This window comes from Bacillus sp. A1 (genome assembly GCF_042296235.1).
GTDB classification, from domain to species: domain Bacteria; phylum Bacillota; class Bacilli; order Bacillales; family Bacillaceae; genus Bacillus; species Bacillus velezensis.
In genome coordinates, this window is sequence record NZ_CP141181.1 from 12501 (window position 1) to 32500 (window position 20000).

The 20000-nt window shown below is 46.7% G+C and carries 17 protein-coding genes, 1 tRNA gene, 3 rRNA genes, 1 other RNA gene and 1 other annotated feature (2 of these 23 cut by a window edge); of the genes, 16 read left to right on the forward strand and 6 right to left on the reverse strand.

The features are described 5' to 3' along the window. Both U2H13_RS00055 and rrf read left to right on the forward strand, forming a co-directional pair. Positions 1–1686: ribosomal RNA gene (locus U2H13_RS00055) — 23S ribosomal RNA — on the forward strand; it begins 1244 nt to the left of the window's first position. 50 nt (positions 1687–1736) lie between these two features. Beyond that, a 5S ribosomal RNA gene (gene rrf / locus U2H13_RS00060) occupies positions 1737–1853 on the forward strand. Between the two features lie 44 nt (positions 1854–1897). Here the strand turns inward: rrf and U2H13_RS00065 are convergent. Then, complete coding sequence (locus U2H13_RS00065) at positions 1898–2848, reverse strand: YaaC family protein (RefSeq protein WP_167409321.1); 951 nt, start codon at positions 2846–2848, stop codon at positions 1898–1900. Positions 2849–2968: 120 nt separating this feature from the next. On the opposite strand from U2H13_RS00065, the gene guaB reads away from it, so the two are divergent. From guaB to serS, 5 genes are all read left to right on the forward strand, one after another. Then, positions 2969–4435 carry an IMP dehydrogenase gene (gene guaB / locus U2H13_RS00070; RefSeq protein WP_003150717.1) on the forward strand — a complete coding sequence of 489 codons (1467 nt, stop codon included), beginning with the start codon at positions 2969–2971 and terminating at the stop codon, positions 4433–4435. 152 nt (positions 4436–4587) lie between these two features. Then, the gene (gene dacA, locus U2H13_RS00075; RefSeq protein WP_110124480.1) at positions 4588–5919 is read left to right on the forward strand and encodes a D-alanyl-D-alanine carboxypeptidase; all 1332 of its coding nucleotides are present in this window, start codon (positions 4588–4590) and stop codon (positions 5917–5919) included. Between the two features lie 197 nt (positions 5920–6116). Then, positions 6117–7001, forward strand: coding sequence for a pyridoxal 5'-phosphate synthase lyase subunit PdxS (gene pdxS, locus U2H13_RS00080; RefSeq protein WP_003150714.1), 885 nt, complete (start codon positions 6117–6119; stop codon positions 6999–7001). Positions 7002–7022: 21 nt separating this feature from the next. Continuing rightward, the gene (gene pdxT / locus U2H13_RS00085; protein ID WP_007615126.1) at positions 7023–7613 is read left to right on the forward strand and encodes a pyridoxal 5'-phosphate synthase glutaminase subunit PdxT; all 591 of its coding nucleotides are present in this window, start codon (positions 7023–7025) and stop codon (positions 7611–7613) included. Positions 7614–7665: 52 nt separating this feature from the next. Next, positions 7666–7878 (forward strand) — a binding site (T-box leader). Between the two features lie 54 nt (positions 7879–7932). Next, on the forward strand, positions 7933–9210 hold the full coding sequence (gene serS / locus U2H13_RS00090) for a serine--tRNA ligase (protein WP_376700611.1): 1278 nt from the start codon (positions 7933–7935) through the stop codon (positions 9208–9210). A 10-nt stretch (positions 9211–9220) separates the two neighbouring features. On the opposite strand, the gene U2H13_RS00095 is transcribed toward serS, so the two are convergent. Next, entirely contained in the window at positions 9221–10366 is a 1146-nt protein-coding gene (locus U2H13_RS00095) for a glycerate kinase (RefSeq protein ID WP_376700613.1), read from the reverse strand. A 217-nt stretch (positions 10367–10583) separates the two neighbouring features. Between U2H13_RS00095 and U2H13_RS00100 the strand changes: the two genes are divergently transcribed. Beyond that, positions 10584–10676: transfer RNA gene (locus tag U2H13_RS00100), tRNA-Ser, on the forward strand. Positions 10677–10807: 131 nt separating this feature from the next. On the opposite strand, the gene dck is transcribed toward U2H13_RS00100, so the two are convergent. The 4 genes from dck to U2H13_RS00120 all read right to left on the reverse strand — a co-directional run bounded on the left by dck (position 10808) and on the right by U2H13_RS00120 (position 14083). Continuing rightward, positions 10808–11461, reverse strand: a complete 654-nt coding sequence (gene dck / locus U2H13_RS00105; RefSeq protein WP_007615132.1) for a deoxyadenosine/deoxycytidine kinase — start codon at positions 11459–11461, stop codon at positions 10808–10810. Further along, entirely contained in the window at positions 11458–12081 is a 624-nt protein-coding gene (locus U2H13_RS00110) for a deoxynucleoside kinase (protein ID WP_094296517.1), read from the reverse strand. Before U2H13_RS00110 ends, dck begins: the two co-directional genes overlap by 4 nt. 95 nt (positions 12082–12176) lie before the next feature. Beyond that, positions 12177–13460 carry a LysM peptidoglycan-binding domain-containing protein gene (locus tag U2H13_RS00115; protein WP_038461137.1) on the reverse strand — a complete coding sequence of 428 codons (1284 nt, stop codon included), beginning with the start codon at positions 13458–13460 and terminating at the stop codon, positions 12177–12179. A 71-nt stretch (positions 13461–13531) separates the two neighbouring features. After that, complete coding sequence (locus U2H13_RS00120) at positions 13532–14083, reverse strand: isochorismatase family cysteine hydrolase (protein ID WP_167409322.1); 552 nt, start codon at positions 14081–14083, stop codon at positions 13532–13534. An 82-nt stretch (positions 14084–14165) separates the two neighbouring features. On the opposite strand from U2H13_RS00120, the gene tadA reads away from it, so the two are divergent. The 8 genes from tadA to U2H13_RS00160 form a co-directional block, all read left to right on the forward strand. Then, complete coding sequence (gene tadA, locus U2H13_RS00125; RefSeq protein WP_007615141.1) at positions 14166–14648, forward strand: tRNA adenosine(34) deaminase TadA; 483 nt, start codon at positions 14166–14168, stop codon at positions 14646–14648. An 84-nt stretch (positions 14649–14732) separates the two neighbouring features. Next, positions 14733–14997, forward strand: an RNA gene (gene ffs, locus U2H13_RS00130) — signal recognition particle sRNA large type. Positions 14998–15130: 133 nt separating this feature from the next. Next, positions 15131–16822, forward strand: coding sequence for a DNA polymerase III subunit gamma/tau (gene dnaX / locus U2H13_RS00135; RefSeq protein ID WP_167409323.1), 1692 nt, complete (start codon positions 15131–15133; stop codon positions 16820–16822). A gap of 24 nt (positions 16823–16846) precedes the next feature. Continuing rightward, complete coding sequence (locus U2H13_RS00140) at positions 16847–17170, forward strand: YbaB/EbfC family nucleoid-associated protein (protein ID WP_003150700.1); 324 nt, start codon at positions 16847–16849, stop codon at positions 17168–17170. Between the two features lie 14 nt (positions 17171–17184). Next, positions 17185–17781 carry a recombination protein RecR gene (gene recR, locus U2H13_RS00145; protein WP_003150697.1) on the forward strand — a complete coding sequence of 199 codons (597 nt, stop codon included), beginning with the start codon at positions 17185–17187 and terminating at the stop codon, positions 17779–17781. A gap of 18 nt (positions 17782–17799) precedes the next feature. Beyond that, complete coding sequence (locus U2H13_RS00150) at positions 17800–18024, forward strand: YaaL family protein (RefSeq protein WP_007408755.1); 225 nt, start codon at positions 17800–17802, stop codon at positions 18022–18024. Between the two features lie 60 nt (positions 18025–18084). Further along, positions 18085–18348 carry a pro-sigmaK processing inhibitor BofA family protein gene (locus tag U2H13_RS00155; protein WP_003150686.1) on the forward strand — a complete coding sequence of 88 codons (264 nt, stop codon included), beginning with the start codon at positions 18085–18087 and terminating at the stop codon, positions 18346–18348. A gap of 247 nt (positions 18349–18595) precedes the next feature. Then, a 16S ribosomal RNA gene (locus tag U2H13_RS00160) occupies positions 18596–20000 on the forward strand; it runs 145 nt beyond the window's last position.

Below are 20000 nucleotides of genomic sequence, written 5' to 3' on the forward strand. Positions count from 1 at the left end.
AGGGCTGTGAAGCAAGACCGGAAGGACTTGTGGAGCGCTTAGAAGTGAGAATGCCGGTATGAGTAGCGAAAGAGGGGTGAGAATCCCCTCCACCGAATGCCTAAGGTTTCCTGAGGAAGGCTCGTCCGCTCAGGGTTAGTCGGGACCTAAGCCGAGGCCGAAAGGCGTAGGCGATGGATAACAGGTTGATATTCCTGTACCACCTCCTCACCATTTGAGCAATGGGGGGACGCAGGAGGATAGGGTAAGCGCGGTATTGGATATCCGCGTCCAAGCAGTTAGGCTGGGAAATAGGCAAATCCGTTTCCCGTGAAGGCTGAGCTGTGATGGCGAGCGAATTATAGTAGCGAAGTTCCTGATTCCACACTGCCAAGAAAAGCCTCTAGCGAGGTGAGAGGTGCCCGTACCGCAAACCGACACAGGTAGGCGAGGAGAGAATCCTAAGGTGATCGAGAGAACTCTCGTTAAGGAACTCGGCAAAATGACCCCGTAACTTCGGGAGAAGGGGTGCTCTGTTAGGGTGCAAGCCCGAGAGAGCCGCAGTGAATAGGCCCAGGCGACTGTTTAGCAAAAACACAGGTCTCTGCGAAGCCGTAAGGCGAAGTATAGGGGCTGACGCCTGCCCGGTGCTGGAAGGTTAAGAGGAGCGCTTAGCGTAAGCGAAGGTGCGAATTGAAGCCCCAGTAAACGGCGGCCGTAACTATAACGGTCCTAAGGTAGCGAAATTCCTTGTCGGGTAAGTTCCGACCCGCACGAAAGGCGCAACGATCTGGGCACTGTCTCAACGAGAGACTCGGTGAAATTATAGTACCTGTGAAGATGCAGGTTACCCGCGACAGGACGGAAAGACCCCGTGGAGCTTTACTGCAGCCTGATATTGAATGTTGGTACAGCTTGTACAGGATAGGTAGGAGCCTTGGAAACCGGAGCGCCAGCTTCGGTGGAGGCATCGGTGGGATACTACCCTGGCTGTATTGACCTTCTAACCCGCCGCCCTTATCGGGCGGGGAGACAGTGTCAGGTGGGCAGTTTGACTGGGGCGGTCGCCTCCTAAAAGGTAACGGAGGCGCCCAAAGGTTCCCTCAGAATGGTTGGAAATCATTCGCAGAGTGTAAAGGCACAAGGGAGCTTGACTGCGAGACCTACAAGTCGAGCAGGGACGAAAGTCGGGCTTAGTGATCCGGTGGTTCCGCATGGAAGGGCCATCGCTCAACGGATAAAAGCTACCCCGGGGATAACAGGCTTATCTCCCCCAAGAGTCCACATCGACGGGGAGGTTTGGCACCTCGATGTCGGCTCATCGCATCCTGGGGCTGTAGTCGGTCCCAAGGGTTGGGCTGTTCGCCCATTAAAGCGGTACGCGAGCTGGGTTCAGAACGTCGTGAGACAGTTCGGTCCCTATCCGTCGCGGGCGCAGGAAATTTGAGAGGAGCTGTCCTTAGTACGAGAGGACCGGGATGGACGCACCGCTGGTGTACCAGTTGTTCTGCCAAGGGCATCGCTGGGTAGCTATGTGCGGACGGGATAAGTGCTGAAAGCATCTAAGCATGAAGCCCCCCTCAAGATGAGATTTCCCATTCCGCAAGGAAGTAAGATCCCTGAAAGATGATCAGGTTGATAGGTCTGAGGTGGAAGTGTGGCGACACATGGAGCTGACAGATACTAATCGATCGAGGACTTAACCAATTTGAATGTATGCTTACTGTTATCTAGTTTTGAGAGAACACTCTCAATGGTTTGGTGGCGATAGCGAAGAGGTCACACCCGTTCCCATGCCGAACACGGAAGTTAAGCTCTTCAGCGCCGATGGTAGTCGGGGGTTTCCCCCCTGTGAGAGTAGGACGCCGCCAAGCTATCATTACGGTAAAGGCAGCTCATTATGAGCTGCCTTTTTTGTTTATAAGTATTGCTTCAGGAAATTAGAAACGTAATACGGAAATTTGCGTTCCGTGACCTCTAAGAACCGGCGGATCATTACATAATCATCACTGACATGCTGTGTCAGCAGTTCATACCACCACTCCGTTTCATATCTCGCAATCATCCCGATATTGTAGAGAACCAAATAATGAATAATCATTTCCGGAAGATGCAGGAAGTGATCACGCTGAGAGGGAATGTAATATTGGTTTTTCTCCAAGTGAAACAATAAATTTGGTGAAGACCAAGGTTCTCTGTCTATCGGGTCAGCCTCAAAAACCAAGTGGTTATGGTCTTTCCTCAGAAAAGACCACTTCAAATGATGGCTGATATATTCAGCAAAGCGGGAATCAGACATATTGTAATGAATCACCGCATGCTCAGGCACTGAAATAAGGTCATCTTTCAGCTCTACTCGGGTCAGCCAATTCTTTTTCTCTTGGAAGTAAAAGACAGTATGCAATTCAGGAATGGCTGTCAGCAATTTCTTCATCGTATACCGTTCCTCCTCAAGACCAGCTATTCCGAATAAGTGCTTCATTACATGAATACATAAGCCATTGCGCTGCACCTTCACTTCATCATCCCTAAAGGAGTAATTTTGCTTTTTGCGTTTCCGGGCAGTCACGCCATGCGCGAGTACTGAGGCATGGCTTGGGTAGCTTGGATCTGTGGTCAGAAGACAGGCTTTCAGCAATTGTGACATCCCGTAAAACAACAGAATAGGCTTAATTTCTAAAGGGGAAAGAGATGCCTGCTTATAAAAGGACTCGGCGTGTTTGATAAAGAATATGAAGCGCTCACTGTTCTTAAACGCATATCGTTTTGCTTCTTCCATGCCGCTTACTGTATAGACTTTATTTAGAAATTTCTGGGAAGATTCTACGGAATAAAATAATGATAACTCTTTCCACTCATGATCTCTCATACGTATTTTTAAACCCTTTCCTTTATCTAAATATTTCAACTCTTTTTCGCTTCCTTGACATGCTGTTTTCTAGTTGATAATCTACATATAATATTTTGCCGAAAAGAGGGGGATTTACTAATGTGGGAAAGTAAATTTTCAAAAGAAGGCTTAACGTTCGATGATGTACTGCTCGTACCGGCTCAATCAGACGTACTTCCGCGTGATGTGGATTTATCTGTTGAACTGACAAAGACGTTAAAGCTTAATATTCCTGTCATCAGTGCGGGAATGGATACAGTAACAGAATCAGCTATGGCGATTGCGATGGCCAGACAGGGCGGCTTGGGCATTATCCATAAAAACATGTCCATCGAACAGCAGGCTGAACATGTTGACAAAGTCAAACGTTCTGAACGGGGCGTTATTACAAATCCCTTCTTTTTAACACCAGATCATCAAGTATTCGATGCGGAGCATTTGATGGGGAAATACAGAATTTCCGGTGTTCCGATCGTAGATAATAAAGACGATCAAAAGCTTGTCGGTATCATTACAAACCGTGATCTTCGCTTTATCTCTGATTATTCAATGAAAATCAGTGATGTCATGACAAAAGAAGAGCTGGTTACGGCTCCTGTGGGAACCACATTAGACGAAGCAGAAAAAATCTTACAGAAACATAAAATTGAAAAACTTCCGTTAGTGGATGACCAAAACAAATTAAAAGGTCTTATCACGATCAAAGATATTGAAAAGGTTATCGAATTCCCGAATTCATCTAAAGATGAACACGGACGCCTTATTGTCGGCGCTGCGGTAGGCGTGACAGGCGATACAATGACACGCGTCAGCAAGCTTGTTGAAGCGAATGTCGACGTTATCGTGGTTGATACGGCTCACGGACATTCCAGAGGCGTACTGAACACAGTTGCGAAAATCCGTGAAACATATCCTGAACTGAACATTATCGCGGGAAATGTTGCAACGGCTGAAGCGACAAAAGCTCTGATTGAAGCCGGAGCAAATATTGTCAAAGTGGGAATCGGACCTGGTTCTATCTGTACGACACGCGTCGTTGCAGGTGTAGGCGTACCGCAGATCACTGCCATTTATGATTGTGCCACTGAAGCGAGAAAACACGGCGCGACAATTATCGCAGACGGCGGTATTAAATTCTCAGGAGATATTACGAAAGCGTTGGCTTCAGGCGGACATGCCGTAATGCTCGGAAGCCTGCTTGCCGGTACTTCAGAAAGCCCGGGAGAGACTGAAATCTATCAGGGCAGAAGATTTAAAGTGTATCGCGGTATGGGTTCTGTCGCTGCCATGGAAAAAGGCAGTAAAGACCGATATTTCCAAGAAGAAAATAAGAAATTCGTCCCTGAAGGTATCGAAGGACGGACTCCGTACAAAGGTCCTGTAGAAGAAACAGTGTATCAGCTTGTCGGCGGTCTTCGTTCAGGTATGGGATATTGCGGTTCAAAAGACTTGCGTGCTTTAAGAGAAGAGGCTCAATTCATCCGTATGACAGGTGCCGGTCTTCGCGAAAGTCATCCGCATGATGTCCAAATTACGAAAGAATCACCAAACTACACAATCTCATAATTGTTACAAATAAAAAACATTTGACAGGGTCGCTGACTCTGTCTATTTTTTTTATATCGAGTGTGATAAAATTTATACTGTTGTGTTTTGAATTTGAATATGTCCTTAACGGCTTAATTATAGATTTAAAATGAATGACGGAGGTCGTAAGATTGAACATCACGAAATGGAAACAGCTGTTGGTGTCATTAGTGGTACTGGCACTGGCCGCAACTTGCTTTGTTCCGATGTCTAAAGCGGAGGCAGCCGGCAATGACCCGATTGATGTCAACGCATCAGCTGCGATAATGATTGAGGCTTCATCGGGAAAAATTTTATACAGTAAAAATGCAGACAAAAGACTGCCGATTGCCAGCATGACAAAAATGATGACTGAATATCTGCTTCTGGAAGCCATTAAAGAAGGAAAAGTGAAATGGGATCAAACGTATACTCCTGATGATTATGTCTATGAAATTTCTCAAGACAACAGTTTATCAAACGTCCCCCTTCGAAAAGACGGCAAATACACGGTTAAAGAACTGTATCAGGCTATGGCGATTTACTCTGCCAACGGAGCCGCGATTGCAGTTGCCGAAATTCTTGCCGGAACTGAAACGAAATTTGTCGCTGAAATGAATGCGAAAGCCAAAGAATTAGGTATGACAAACTATGATTTTAAAAATGCCACAGGGCTTGTGAATGAAGACCTTCACGGCAAGCAGCCGCAAGGAGAAGGCGTTAAAGAAGAAAGTGAAGTTTCTGCTAAAGACATGGCGCTTCTTGCAGACCGCCTGATCACTGATTATCCGGAAGTTCTCAAAACAACAAGCATTGCTAAGACGAAATTCAGAGCCGGCACTGATGATGAAATGGACATGCCGAACTGGAACTTCATGTTAAAAGGTCTTGTTTCTGAATACCCTGGCGTTGACGGCTTAAAAACGGGTTCTACTGATTCTGCGGGATCTTGTTTTACAAGCACAGCACAGCGGAACGGAATGCGGGTCATCACCGTTGTATTAAACGCTAAAGGCAACCTGCATACCGGACGTTTTGATGAAACGAAAAAAATGCTCGATTACGCATTTAACAGCAATTTCTCAATGAAAGATCTTTACCCTGAAGGCTCTCAAGTAAAAGGGCACAAAACGATTGACGTTGAAAAAGGGAAAGACAAGCAAGTCGATATTGTTACTGACAAGGCGCTTTCTATTCCTGTGAAAAGCGGGGATGAAAAGAACTATAAAGCCGAAGTGACTTTAGATAAAAAAGAAATCACGGCTCCTGTGAAAAAGGGAACGAAAGTCGGAACGCTGACAGTTACATACAAAGGCAGTGACAAAGACTATAGCTTCCTCAAATCCAAAGAGTTCAGCGTGAATCTAGTAACGAAAAATGATGTAGATAAAGCAAACTGGTTTGTTCAGATGATGCGCGGCATCGGCGGCTTCTTCTCCGGAATCTGGAACAGCGCCGTTGACACGGTAACAGGCTGGTTTTAAGAAATAAGAAAGAGCTCTGATGAAAGTTAGGGCTCTTTTGCTTAATATACTGAAAAAACCAAATTATTAGTAAAAAAATGATATCTATCTCATTCATCTCGCTGTAAAATAAGAATACCCATATGAAATATTGTATTTCTGGGATACAATAAGAGATGGAAATTATCTAACTATACATTGACTAGGGGGACCAAATAATGGCTCAAACAGGTACTGATCGTGTAAAACGCGGCATGGCGGAAATGCAAAAAGGCGGCGTCATCATGGACGTTGTAAATGCTGAACAAGCGAAGATTGCGGAAGAGGCGGGAGCTGTTGCCGTAATGGCGTTAGAACGCGTTCCGGCTGATATTCGCGCTGCCGGCGGTGTTGCCCGCATGGCTGATCCGACAATCGTTGAAGAAGTAATGAATGCTGTATCCATTCCCGTAATGGCAAAAGCGCGTATCGGACATATCGTTGAAGCGCGTGTCCTTGAAGCAATGGGAGTAGATTACATCGATGAAAGTGAAGTTCTGACTCCGGCTGACGAAGAATTTCATTTAAATAAAAATGAATATACAGTCCCGTTCGTATGCGGCTGCCGTGATCTCGGCGAAGCAACGCGCCGTATCGCCGAAGGAGCTTCCATGCTTCGTACAAAAGGCGAACCGGGAACAGGAAACATTGTGGAAGCTGTCCGCCATATGAGAAAAGTAAACGCACAAGTGCGCAAAGTTGTTGCGATGAGCGATGATGAGCTGATGACTGAAGCTAAAAACCTCGGCGCTCCTTATGAACTGCTTCTTCAAATCAAACGTGACGGCAAACTGCCTGTAGTGAACTTTGCTGCCGGCGGAGTAGCGACGCCTGCTGACGCGGCATTGATGATGCAGCTAGGCGCTGACGGCGTATTTGTCGGTTCAGGTATTTTCAAATCAGACAACCCTGCTAAATTCGCCAAAGCAATTGTTGAAGCAACGACTCATTACACAGACTACAAACTGATCGCTGAGCTTTCTAAAGAATTAGGCACAGCAATGAAAGGAATCGAAATCTCAAATCTATTGCCGGAACAGCGTATGCAAGAACGCGGCTGGTAAAACCATAGGAGAGCTGGAAGCATGTTAACAATTGGTGTACTTGGACTTCAAGGAGCAGTAAGAGAACATATTCGTTCAATTGAAGCATGTGGTTCAAAAGGTGTCGTCATTAAGCGTCCTGAACAGCTGAATGACATCGACGGCTTAATCCTGCCGGGCGGGGAAAGCACGACGATGCGGCGTTTAATGGATACGTATCATTTTATGGAGCCACTTCGCGAGTTTGCCGCCCAAGGCAAGCCGATGTTCGGCACATGCGCCGGTCTGATTATCTTAGCCAAAGAGATAGCGGGAACGGATAACGCTCATTTAGGGCTGTTGAACGTTGTCGTCGAGCGTAATTCCTTTGGCCGTCAGGTCGACAGCTTTGAAGCTGATCTGACGATTAAAGGCCTTGATGAGCCGTTTACGGGTGTATTTATTCGCGCGCCGCATATTTTAGAAGCCGGAGAAGATGTTGAAGTGCTTTGTGAGCATAACGGACGCATCGTGGCTGCAAAGCAGGGGAATTTCCTCGGCTGCTCGTTCCATCCTGAACTGACGGATGATCACCGGGTGACAGAGCTGTTTGTGAAGATGGCGGAAAAGCATAAGCAGGAAACAGCTGTATAAAACAGTTGAAAACCGCTGATACTTATAGTACATTATAAACACAAATAAAGATCGAAAAGCGTTGACAGGAAGCAGTAGGGAGCCTCTCTTTCAAAGAGAGCCGATGGGTGGTGCGAATCGGTGAAAGATGCTGTCCGAATCCGTCCTTGAGCGAAATGCTGAAAACAAGTAGGCATTTACGGGAAAACCGTTATGTGTTAAAGCGGGAAGCAAGTGTGAGCTTGTTTTCAATCAGGGTGGCAACGCGAGAGCTCTCGTCCCTTTTAGGGGATGAGGGCTCTTTTTTATTTTCGATAAAAACAGATAGGAGTTGTTAGGCATGATTGATACGAAGGTGCTGAGAGCCAATTTTCAAGAGGTAAAAGCGAAGCTCATTCCAAAAGGCGAAGACTTATCTGACTTTGACAAGTTTGAAGAGCTGGACGAAAAGAGAAGAGAGCTTATCGGTAAAGTAGAAGAACTGAAGGGAAAACGCAATGAAGTGTCTCAGCAGGTCGCCGTTTTGAAACGGGAGAAAAAAGACGCTGATCATATTATTAAAGAGATGCGTGAAGTGGGCGAAGAAATTAAGAAGCTTGATGAAGAGCTTCGTACTGTCGAAACGACGCTCGAAACCATCCTTCTGTCTATTCCGAACATCCCGCACGATTCAGTGCCCATCGGGGAAACGGAAGATGATAACATTGAAATTCGCAAGTGGGGAGAGGCGCCGGCATTTTCATATGAGCCGAAACCGCATTGGGATATCGCAGACCATTTAAACATTCTTGATTTTGAACGCGCTTCAAAAGTAACAGGCAGCCGGTTTGTGTTTTATAAAGGATTAGGCGCCCGCCTCGAACGCGCGCTCTACAACTTTATGCTGGATCTTCACGTTGATGAATATGATTACACGGAAGTCATTCCTCCTTATATGGTAAACCGTACGAGCATGACAGGTACGGGACAGCTTCCTAAATTTGAAGAGGATGCTTTTAAAATCAGAGAAGAGGATTATTTCTTAATTCCGACGGCGGAAGTGCCGATTACAAATATGCACCGCGATGAAATCTTATCCGGTGAGAACCTGCCGATCAATTATGCCGCATTCAGCGCTTGCTTCCGTTCAGAAGCGGGATCTGCCGGCCGTGATACACGCGGTTTGATCCGCCAGCATCAGTTCAACAAGGTTGAGCTTGTGAAATTCGTGAAGCCTGAAGATTCTTATGAGGAGCTTGAAAAACTGACAAATCAAGCCGAGCGGGTGCTTCAGCTGCTCGAACTGCCGTATCGTGTCATGAGCATGTGTACCGGTGATCTCGGCTTTACAGCCGCGAAAAAGTACGATATTGAGGTATGGATTCCAAGCCAAGACACATACCGTGAAATTTCTTCTTGCAGTAACTTTGAGGCCTTCCAGGCGAGACGCGCAAACATTCGATTCAGACGCGAAGCGAAAGGCAAGCCGGAGCATGTGCATACATTAAACGGTTCAGGTCTTGCAGTCGGCAGAACAGTAGCTGCCATCTTAGAAAACTATCAGCAAGAGGACGGAAGTGTCATTATTCCGAAAGTGCTTCGTCCTTATATGGGAAATAAAGAAGTCATCAAACCGTAAAAGGTGCGCCCTAGAGGCGCGCCTTTTTTGCTGCCCGGTATAGAGCGGCGGCATTCCGGGCTGTGCTTTCAAGGTTAAAATGGCCGGATGCTAAGGCGTCTTCAAGACTTACAGCACCCGGCACGATAGAAAATACAGCTGTTATTCCTGCGCTGTAAACATGCTCGAAATTTTTGCCTAAGGAGCCCGCCAATGCGATAACGGGAATTTCTTGAGCAGATGCGCGTGCGGCGATCCCGACGGGGGTTTTGCCGAATATCGTTTGTCCGTCTATCTGCCCCTCTCCGGTAATGACAAGGTCAGCGCCTCTTATCTGATCTGAGAAGGACAGTGTATCTAATACAACATCAATCCCGCTTTGAAGTTCTGCCTGTAAGAAAGCAATCAGTCCGGCGCCCAGTCCCCCTGCGGCACCCGCGCCTTTTACGGTATCCGCTTCGATATCGTGCTGACGTCTCAATACCTCAGCGAAATGGCGTAAGTTGCGATCCAATACAACTTTAGTCTTCTCGGACGCCCCTTTTTGCGGGCCGAAGACATATGACGCGCCGTTTTCACCGGTCAGGGGATTTTCGACATCACATGCGGCACGGATACGGATATGTTTCAGATCAGGAGAGAGACCGCTTATATCAATAGAAGCTAAGGTGTGCAGAGCGCCTCCGCCATCAGGTATCTCCTGACCTTCCTCATTTAAGAAACGCACACCGAGCGCGCTCGCCATTCCTGTTCCGCCGTCATTGGTTGCGCTCCCGCCAAGACCGATGATGATCTCACCCGCCCCGCGGGAAGCTGCATCTGCTATCAGTTCACCCGTTCCTCTTGTCGTTGTGTTCAACGGATCTCTGAGATGGCGGGGAACGAGATGAAGTCCCGATGCTTCCGCCATTTCAATGACTGCCGTGCGTCCGTCTCCCAGAAGTCCATATGCGGCGTTTACCGGCGTTCCCAGCGGACCGGTCACAGTTTTTTTGATGATGCTCCCGCCAGTGGCATCCGTCAAAGCCTGAACGGTTCCTTCTCCGCCGTCAGCCGCGGGTATCTTGATATATTCCGCGTCAGGGAAGACCGCTTTGAATCCTTTTTCTATGCTGTCAGCTGCTTCTTTTGATGTCATGCTTTCTTTGAAAGAATCGGGTGCAATGATGATTTTCATTATGTTCTCCACCTTTATGAGCAGGTTATCTGTTTGAATCTATTCTTGATTTTTACTGTGTTTTCCTGCCCGTATGGCATACTGAGGTTGAATTGAACGCAAGACTTTTGTATGATAGTAAAGCTGACGGACAAGCCGTTTAAGAAATGAAATAAAAAATATGAAAAAGCGCTTGACTGAAATTTAGGTCATGTGGTATATTATTAAATGTCGATACGGAGGAATACCCAAGTCTGGCTGAAGGGATCGGTCTTGAAAACCGACAGGGGTGTCAAAGCCCGCGGGGGTTCGAATCCCTCTTCCTCCGCCATATTGATTTTAAACCTAATGAAACTCGAGCATATATTGGAGATTGTTTTGTCCGCTGCATGTGATGCAGCGGATTTTTTATATGCAAAAAAAGCGATTTTCTCTGTTCGGGGGAAAATCGCTTTGCTGTTTTTATTTGTTTCTGTTTTCGTTGATCACGTGACTGATTTTTTCGATCAAAGGTTCCAGTGACTGCTCATCAGCTTCAAGGTCATAATCTTCAATGCGTACTTTCAGCACAGGGCAGGCATTAAAACCGCTGATCCAGTCTTCGTACCGTGTATACATCTCTTCCCAATAGGAGCGGTTTGTCTGCAGCTCCATCTCGCGGCCCCGCTTTTCAATCCGGTTTATAATGTTTTCAAGGTCGCCTTCTAAATAGATCAAAACATCAGGATGCGGGAAGTACGGCGTCATGACCATCGCCTCAAATAGGCTTGTGTATGTTGTGTAATCTGTCAGCGACATGGTTCCTTTATCGGCATGCATTTTTGCGAATATGCCTGTATCTTCATAAATCGAACGGTCCTGCACGAATCCGCCGCCTGATTCAAACATGTTTTTCTGCTCTTTGAACCGCTCAGCCAGAAAATAAATTTGCAAATGGAAGCTCCAGCGTTCAAAATCGTGATAAAACTTCTCTAAATAAGGATTTTCATCCACTTCCTCGAGTGAGGTATGAAACCCGAGCCGTTTTGCTAAAGCTTTGGTCAAAGTCGATTTTCCGACTCCTACCGTTCCCGCTACTGTTATAATGGCGTTGTTTGGAATATGAATGTCTTTCATTTAATAAGCTCCTTTACCTGACGGGCAATTCTTTCATAGTCTGTCTTATTCAAAACAAAGTCTTCAGTATCACCGTCAATGGTCAGTACAGATATATTCGGATCTTCTTCCTGAAGCTGCCTGATGGCTGTGTCGTAATCTGCAATGAGACGTTCCAGATATTGATGTTCGATATTTTTCTCAAACGGGCGCCCGCGTTTTTCAATGCGTTGAAGCAATGTCGGCAGGCTTGCCTTTATGTATACAATAACATTCGGTTTCGGCAGGTCGTGAGTGAGCAGATGATAAATCTGCTTATATTTCTCAAGCTTTTGGCCGTGCAATGTACGCTCTGCGAAAATAACATTTTTATAAATATGATAATCGGACAAAACGGGCTGTCCTTGTTTTAAATAATCTCGATCGGTGTCTTCAAGCTGTTTATACCTGTGACATAGAAAAAACATTTCAAGCTGGAAACTCCACTCCTCGATATTGTCATAAAACTTATCGAGATAAGGATTGTCTTCCACAATCTCATTAATTATAGGAAAACCGAGCTCTTCAGAAAGCATCGTAGCGAGTGTCGTTTTTCCTGCCCCGATAGGACCTTCTACCGCGATAAAAGGGGCTCTGTTCATTGAAAATCCTCCTTAATTCTGCAAACATCCGTCAGCTGCCGGCCTATATATTGTATCACACTCTCAGAAAAGCCCATGAAAAAAGACGCTTCCAATTAACGAAACGTCTCTTTTACAATATGAAATTGATCGTTGAGCAAAAGCCAGTTTTGCGGGAAAGAAAGGCCGAGTTTCCAATAGCTGATCCCTCTTAAATGCAGTTCTTTAATTAAATTGAATTTCGCTTGAATGGACCGGGCATCTTCAAACCATACTTCATGCCGTCTCTGATTTTCATCCGTGTAACGAAAGAATGGAGCCTGGGCGGTTTCGTCATATTGAATGTCGACTTTATGGCGTGCTGCCAGAGCGATTGCCTGCTGAGGACTGACGGCTTTCGCTGTCGTTCCCTGTTTGAAAGGCAGTGTCCAATCGTAGCCGTACATATTCTGGCCCATGACGATTTTTGAAGAAGGCATTTCCGTCAGTGCGTACTCAATGACATTTCTTACAGGGCCGATAGGTGATACGGCCTGAGCCGGGCCTCCGCTGTATCCCCACTCATATGTCATGATCACGACAAAATCGACGATTTCTCCATGTGCCCTATAGTCATGTGCTTCGTACCATTTGCCGGCCTGAGTCGCGCTCGTTTTCGGAGCAAGCGCCGTTGAAATCTTCCAGCCTTCCCGATGAAAAATCGTTCTCGCTTCACGTAAAAAACGATTGTAGGCTTCTCTGTCCTGTGGACGTAAATATTCGAAATCAAAGTGAATATCGCGAAAGCCGTGCTTTTTAGCCGTGGAGACGATTTCCTGAAAAAGTTTTGTTTTCACTGTATTGTCATTCAAGATGAGCCGCCCGAGTTCATCGCTGAATGCGTCATTTTCAAGGTTGGTGATGATCATCATCAGTGTGGTGTTGTGCCTGTCACTGATGCTTTTTAAATTGGTCAGAGGCGGTTCCTTTAAAGTCCCGTTCCGCTGCACTTGAAAACTGAATGCGCCGAGGTATGTTAAATAAGGAGAGGCCTCCCTTGCCGCCTGCTGCAGATTAGCGCTTACGCTCGTTCCCCGCGGTTCTATATATGCGTTTGATTCGATATCGGGCTTATTCGCCTGCTGCGGAATGTAAAGGCGGGTTCCGACTCTCAATGTGGTGCCGGGCTGAATTCCGTTCACCTTCGCAAGCTCCGCGGCCGATATATGAAAACGGCCGGCGATTGACGCGAGAGTATCACCTTGTTTCACTTCGTAATATTGACCCTCAATCGGGATGACAAGGGTTTGTCCGACAACCAATGTATTTGGATTAGGCAGTTTATTTGCTTCCGCAATGACATTTGCGGCTGTCCGGTAGCGCGCCGCAATAGCGGAAAGCGTGTCGCCCCGTTTCACTATATAGATCTGAATGAAAAACGCCTCCTTTCATATCCGCTATTAAATGTATGAAAAAAGGAGGCTGATCATGTTTATTTTTCGGCGGTAATTTGTTTTTCCGTGGTTATTTCTGCGAAGAGAACATTCTCCATCATGGTCAAAGCGAAATCATTGTCTTCGTCGTTATTGGAAGCGGTGCAGTCTTTCGGAATGGTAATGCTGTATTCTCTCATATAGGCGTCGTTGGCCGTGAACAGCACACAAATGTTCCCGGCAATCCCCGTGATAATTAATCGGTTCACTTGTAATTCGGTCAGAAGGGTGTGAAGCGCCGTTTCGTAAAAAGCGGAATGCTTCGGTTTAATGAGAAAATAATCATCCAGCTGAGGCGAAATATCTTTTATAATGGGGGCGCTTCTGTCGTTGCTGCATTCCTCCCTGATGGCATCAATATCAGCCTTCCAAAGCCCGTAATGATCATTAATATAAATAATCGGCCAGTTGCTTTGTTTTGCATGCTTCTTTAATGATAAAATACGGGGGACAATTTGTTTGGTTTTTTCAGCAAGTCGTTCGCCCATATCAAATTGAAAATTGTTAATCATATCGACAATCAGAAGGGCTGTGTTGTTAGGTTCAGACAATACCGGCAACTCCTTTCTGCTGGGGTATTCCTATTTTAACCTTTATGAGACATGAAAAAACTTGAGAAGAGAGCTCGAACCTATGAATGATGAATATTATATGAGAGAAGCCATAAAAGAAGCGAAGAAAGCCGAAGCGAAAGGTGAAGTGCCGATCGGAGCAGTTCTTGTTCTGCACGATGAGATCGTGGCGCGGGCGCATAATCTGCGGGAGACTGAACAGAGGTCGCTTGCCCACGCCGAAATGCTGGCGATAGACGAAGCGTGCCGTAAGCTGGGGACATGGAGACTTGAGGATGCCGTTCTTTATGTCACTTTGGAGCCGTGTCCGATGTGCGCGGGAGCCGTCGTGCTTTCGAGAGTCGATAAGGTCGTATTCGGCGCATTTGATCCCAAGGGGGGCTGTACAGGAACGCTGATGAACCTCTTGCAGGAAGAGCGGTTCAACCACCAAGCGGAAGTGGTGAGCGGAGTGCTCGGAGAAGAGTGCGGAGAAATGCTCAGCGCTTTTTTCAGAAAGCTGCGCCGGCAAAAGAAAGACATGAGGAAAAAGTTGTCTGAGTAGTACGGTTGCATTTTCTGCCTGAAGCAGATATACTTATGTGTGCATCATGAATGGTGCGCATATCAAAATTTGATATTTATTTTGCCGTGCTAAGCGGGGAGGTAGCGGTGCCCTGTACCCGCAATCCGCTCTAGCGGGGCCGAATCCCTTCTCGAGGTTCGTTTACTGTAAGGTCTGCCTTAAGTAAGTGGCGTTGACGTCTGGGTCCTGCGCAATGGGAATTCATGAACCATGTCAGGTCCGGAAGGAAGCAGCATTAAGTGAAACCTCTCATGTGCCGCAGGGTTGCCTGGGCTGAGCTAACTGCTTAAGTAACGCTTAGGGTAGCGAATCGACAGAAGGTGCACGGTAAATCAATCATCAAATTTCAGACTCACCTGTTTATGGCAGGTGAGTTTTTTCGTATATGAAAAACGGGTTTTGGCGTTAAAAGCACGTTCATGTATAATAAACATGATGAATAACAGAGGAGGGCGCATCCTGTGGGTTACCAAGCTTTATATCGAGTATTTAGGCCTCAGCAGTTTGAAGATGTGGTCGGACAGGAACACATTACGAAAACGCTGCAAAATGCCCTTTTGCAAAAGAAATTTTCTCATGCATATCTGTTTTCTGGACCGCGGGGAACGGGAAAAACCAGTGCAGCTAAAATATTTGCGAAAGCAGTCAACTGTGAGCACGCCCCCGTAGAAGAACCGTGCAATGAATGTGCGGCGTGCAAGGGGATCACAAACGGCTCTATATCAGATGTGATTGAAATAGATGCGGCGTCGAATAACGGCGTAGACGAAATCCGCGACATCCGTGACAAAGTAAAATTCGCCCCGTCGGCCGTCACCTACAAAGTATATATTATAGATGAGGTGCATATGCTCTCTATCGGCGCATTCAATGCGCTTCTGAAAACGCTGGAAGAACCGCCGGCACATTGCATTTTCATATTAGCTACGACTGAGCCTCATAAGATTCCTTTAACCATTATCTCCAGATGTCAGCGTTTTGACTTCAAACGGATTACATCCAAAGCAATTGTCGGACGAATGAAGACAATCGTCGATGCAGAGCAGCTGAAGGTGGAAGAAGAAGCCCTTGATATCATAGCGAGTGCTGCGGACGGAGGAATGAGGGACGCGCTGAGCCTGCTCGATCAAGCCGTATCATTCAGCGGCGAGGAGCTGTCGGTGGATGACGCATTGCTCATTACCGGAGCCGTTTCTCAGCACTATATTGGAAAACTGGCATCTGCTCTTCACCGCAAACAGGTTTCCGAGGCATTGGAAACACTGAATGAATTGCTCCAGCAGGGGAAAGATGCGGCCAAACTGATTGAAGATATGATTTTCTATTTCAGGGATATGCTCTTGTACCAGGCCGCTCCCGGTTTAGAAGGAGTCCTGGAAAAGGTGAAGGTCGATGAAACGTTTCGGAATCTGAGCGGTGACATACCGGCCCCCGCTTTATATGAGATGATTGATATCCTGAATAAAAGCCATCAGGAAATGAAGTGGACGAACCACCCAAGAATCTTTTTTGAAGTGGCTGTCGTGAAAATATGCCAGACGGCACAGCAATCCGCCGGAGACATCCCTGAGGTCGGCATGCTGATGAATAAGATCCAGCAGCTTGAGCAGGAAGTAGAAAGGCTGAAAACCTCCGGTGTGAAGGTTCAGATGGAAAGCGCTCCGAAAGAAGCTCCGCGTCCTCAAAAAGGCGGAAAAAGCCATTATAAAGCTCCGGTCGGAAGAATTCATGAGATATTGAAGGAAGCCACAAGGCCTGATCTTGAACAGCTTAAAAGCAGCTGGGGCAAGCTGCTGGCACACCTGAAACAGCAGAATAAGGTGTCTCATGCGGCTCTTTTGAATGACAGTGAACCGGTGGCTGCTGCTCAAAAGGCATTTGTGCTTAAATTTAAATACGAAATCCATTGTAAAATGGTTGCAGAAGACAATAACGGAGTCCGTACGAATCTTGAACAGATTCTCGAATCAATGCTCGGGAAAAGAATGGATTTGATTGGCGTTCCGGAAGCACAATGGGGTAAAATAAGAGAAGAATTTTTAAATGATCACCAGCAGGAAAGTGAAGGATCAAACGAACCGGCTGAAGAAGATCCGCTGATTGCAGAGGCGAAAAAACTTGTCGGATCGGATTTAATCGAAATAAAAGACTAATAAGATGAAAGAGAGTGATTGAATATGCGTGGCGGAATGGGAAACATGCAAAAAATGATGAAACAAATGCAAAAAATGCAAAAGGATATGGCGAAGGCTCAGGAGGAGCTTGCTGAAAAAGTGCTTGAAGGCACAGCGGGCGGCGGTATGGTGACTGTAAAAGTCAACGGCCAAAAAGAAGTTGTAGACGTTGCCATTAAAGAAGAAGTCGTTGATCCGGAAGATATCGAAATGCTTCAGGACCTGGTTCTTGCTGCGACAAACGACGCCCTCAAAAAAGTGGATGACATGACGAATGAGACAATGGGACAATTTACAAAAGGAATGAACATACCGGGTTTATTCTAGGGGGATAAATAAACATGCAGTATCCTGAACCAATATCAAAGCTGATTGACAGCTTTATGAAATTGCCAGGGATCGGACCGAAAACAGCGGTTCGTCTGGCTTTTTTTGTTCTAGGTATGAAAGAAGACACAGTATTGGATTTTGCTAAGGCGCTTGTCAATGCGAAGCGGAATCTGACATATTGCTCAATTTGCGGACATATAACAGATCAGGACCCTTGTTATATATGTGAGGACACAAGGAGGGATAAGTCTGTTATTTGTGTCGTGCAAGACCCTAAGGATGTGATCGCAATGGAGAAAATGAAGGAATATAACGGCCAGTATCATGTTCTTCACGGCGCGATTTCACCAATGGACGGCATCGGCCCGGAGGATATTAAGATTCCGGAGCTGCTGAAACGTCTTCAGGATGATCAAGTGACAGAAGTTATTCTCGCAACCAACCCTAATATTGAAGGGGAAGCAACAGCGATGTATATATCAAGGCTGTTAAAGCCCTCAGGCATCAAGCTCTCCCGTATTGCCCACGGTCTGCCCGTCGGCGGTGATTTGGAATATGCTGATGAGGTCACTCTTTCAAAAGCTCTTGAAGGAAGACGTGAATTGTAAGGGAGGAAAAGGCAAGGCATGGGTTTTCTTCGCAGAAATACATTAAGAAAAGAGTTTGATGAGAAGCTGATAGAACAGCTCTTTAAACAAAAAGAAGAATGGAACAGACAGAAGAGTCTGGTCGAGAAAAGCCTCGAGCCCTCCGCTGAGGTGTTGTTTGAGCTGAAAGTCGCTGAATCTAAGTACTTTTTTTATTTGAAAGAAGCGAAGCAGCGGAATTTGAAAATGAGCAGATGGAAGTAAGAGGTCTATTCTCCGGGATCTTCTCATAAGCTTGTACTAAACAAGCGAGGGGGAAGATTCATGGAGCCTTTTTTCATTATCGGTTTGATTGTCGGTCTGGTTGCTTTGCTTTTTTTATGGGGAGTATCTTCAAAACCGCTAAGATGGATTGGTGTGACTGCCATTAAATTTATTGCCGGCGCGATTCTGTTGGTGGGTGTGAACTTGTTCGGGGGCAGTCTCGGTATTCATATCCCTGTTAACCTGATTACAACGGGCATCAGCGGGATTCTGGGGATTCCCGGCATTGCGGCTTTGATAGTCATTAAACGCTTCATCATTTAATTTGTCGATTATTGTTGACATGTTGGATCAATGGTGGTATTCTAATATACGTCGCTGATGACGAAACGAATTCTTAAAAAGAAATTTTAAAAAGTTATTGACGGCATTGAAGTTGATATGTTACAATAATTAAGTCGCTTCAAGAGCGATGGACAAAGTTCTTTGAAAACTAAACAAGACAAAACGTACCTGTTAATTCAAAGTTTTAAATAAATCGCACAGCGATGTGCGTAGTCAGTCAAACACTTTATCGGAGAGTTTGATCCTGGCTCAGGACGAACGCTGGCGGCGTGCCTAATACATGCAAGTCGAGCGGACAGATGGGAGCTTGCTCCCTGATGTTAGCGGCGGACGGGTGAGTAACACGTGGGTAACCTGCCTGTAAGACTGGGATAACTCCGGGAAACCGGGGCTAATACCGGATGGTTGTTTGAACCGCATGGTTCAGACATAAAAGGTGGCTTCGGCTACCACTTACAGATGGACCCGCGGCGCATTAGCTAGTTGGTGAGGTAACGGCTCACCAAGGCGACGATGCGTAGCCGACCTGAGAGGGTGATCGGCCACACTGGGACTGAGACACGGCCCAGACTCCTACGGGAGGCAGCAGTAGGGAATCTTCCGCAATGGACGAAAGTCTGACGGAGCAACGCCGCGTGAGTGATGAAGGTTTTCGGATCGTAAAGCTCTGTTGTTAGGGAAGAACAAGTGCCGTTCAAATAGGGCGGCACCTTGACGGTACCTAACCAGAAAGCCACGGCTAACTACGTGCCAGCAGCCGCGGTAATACGTAGGTGGCAAGCGTTGTCCGGAATTATTGGGCGTAAAGGGCTCGCAGGCGGTTTCTTAAGTCTGATGTGAAAGCCCCCGGCTCAACCGGGGAGGGTCATTGGAAACTGGGGAACTTGAGTGCAGAAGAGGAGAGTGGAATTCCACGTGTAGCGGTGAAATGCGTAGAGATGTGGAGGAACACCAGTGGCGAAGGCGACTCTCTGGTCTGTAACTGACGCTGAGGAGCGAAAGCGTGGGGAGCGAACAGGATTAGATACCCTGGTAGTCCACGCCGTAAACGATGAGTGCTAAGTGTTAGGGGGTTTCCGCCCCTTAGTGCTGCAGCTAACGCATTAAGCACTCCGCCTGGGGAGTACGGTCGCAAGACTGAAACTCAAAGGAATTGACGGGGGCCCGCACAAGCGGTGGAGCATGTGGTTTAATTCGAAGCAACGCGAAGAACCTTACCAGGTCTTGACATCCTCTGACAATCCTAGAGATAGGACGTCCCCTTCGGGGGCAGAGTGACAGGTGGTGCATGGTTGTCGTCAGCTCGTGTCGTGAGATGTTGGGTTAAGTCCCGCAACGAGCGCAACCCTTGATCTTAGTTGCTAGCATTCAGTTGGGCACTCTAAGGTGACTGCCGGTGACAAACCGGAGGAAGGTGGGGATGACGTCAAATCATCATGCCCCTTATGACCTGGGCTACACACGTGCTACAATGGACAGAACAAAGGGCAGCGAAACCGCGAGGTTAAGCCAATCCCACAAATCTGTTCTCAGTTCGGATCGCAGTCTGCAACTCGACTGCGTGAAGCTGGAATCGCTAGTAATCGCGGATCAGCATGCCGCGGTGAATACGTTCCCGGGCCTTGTACACA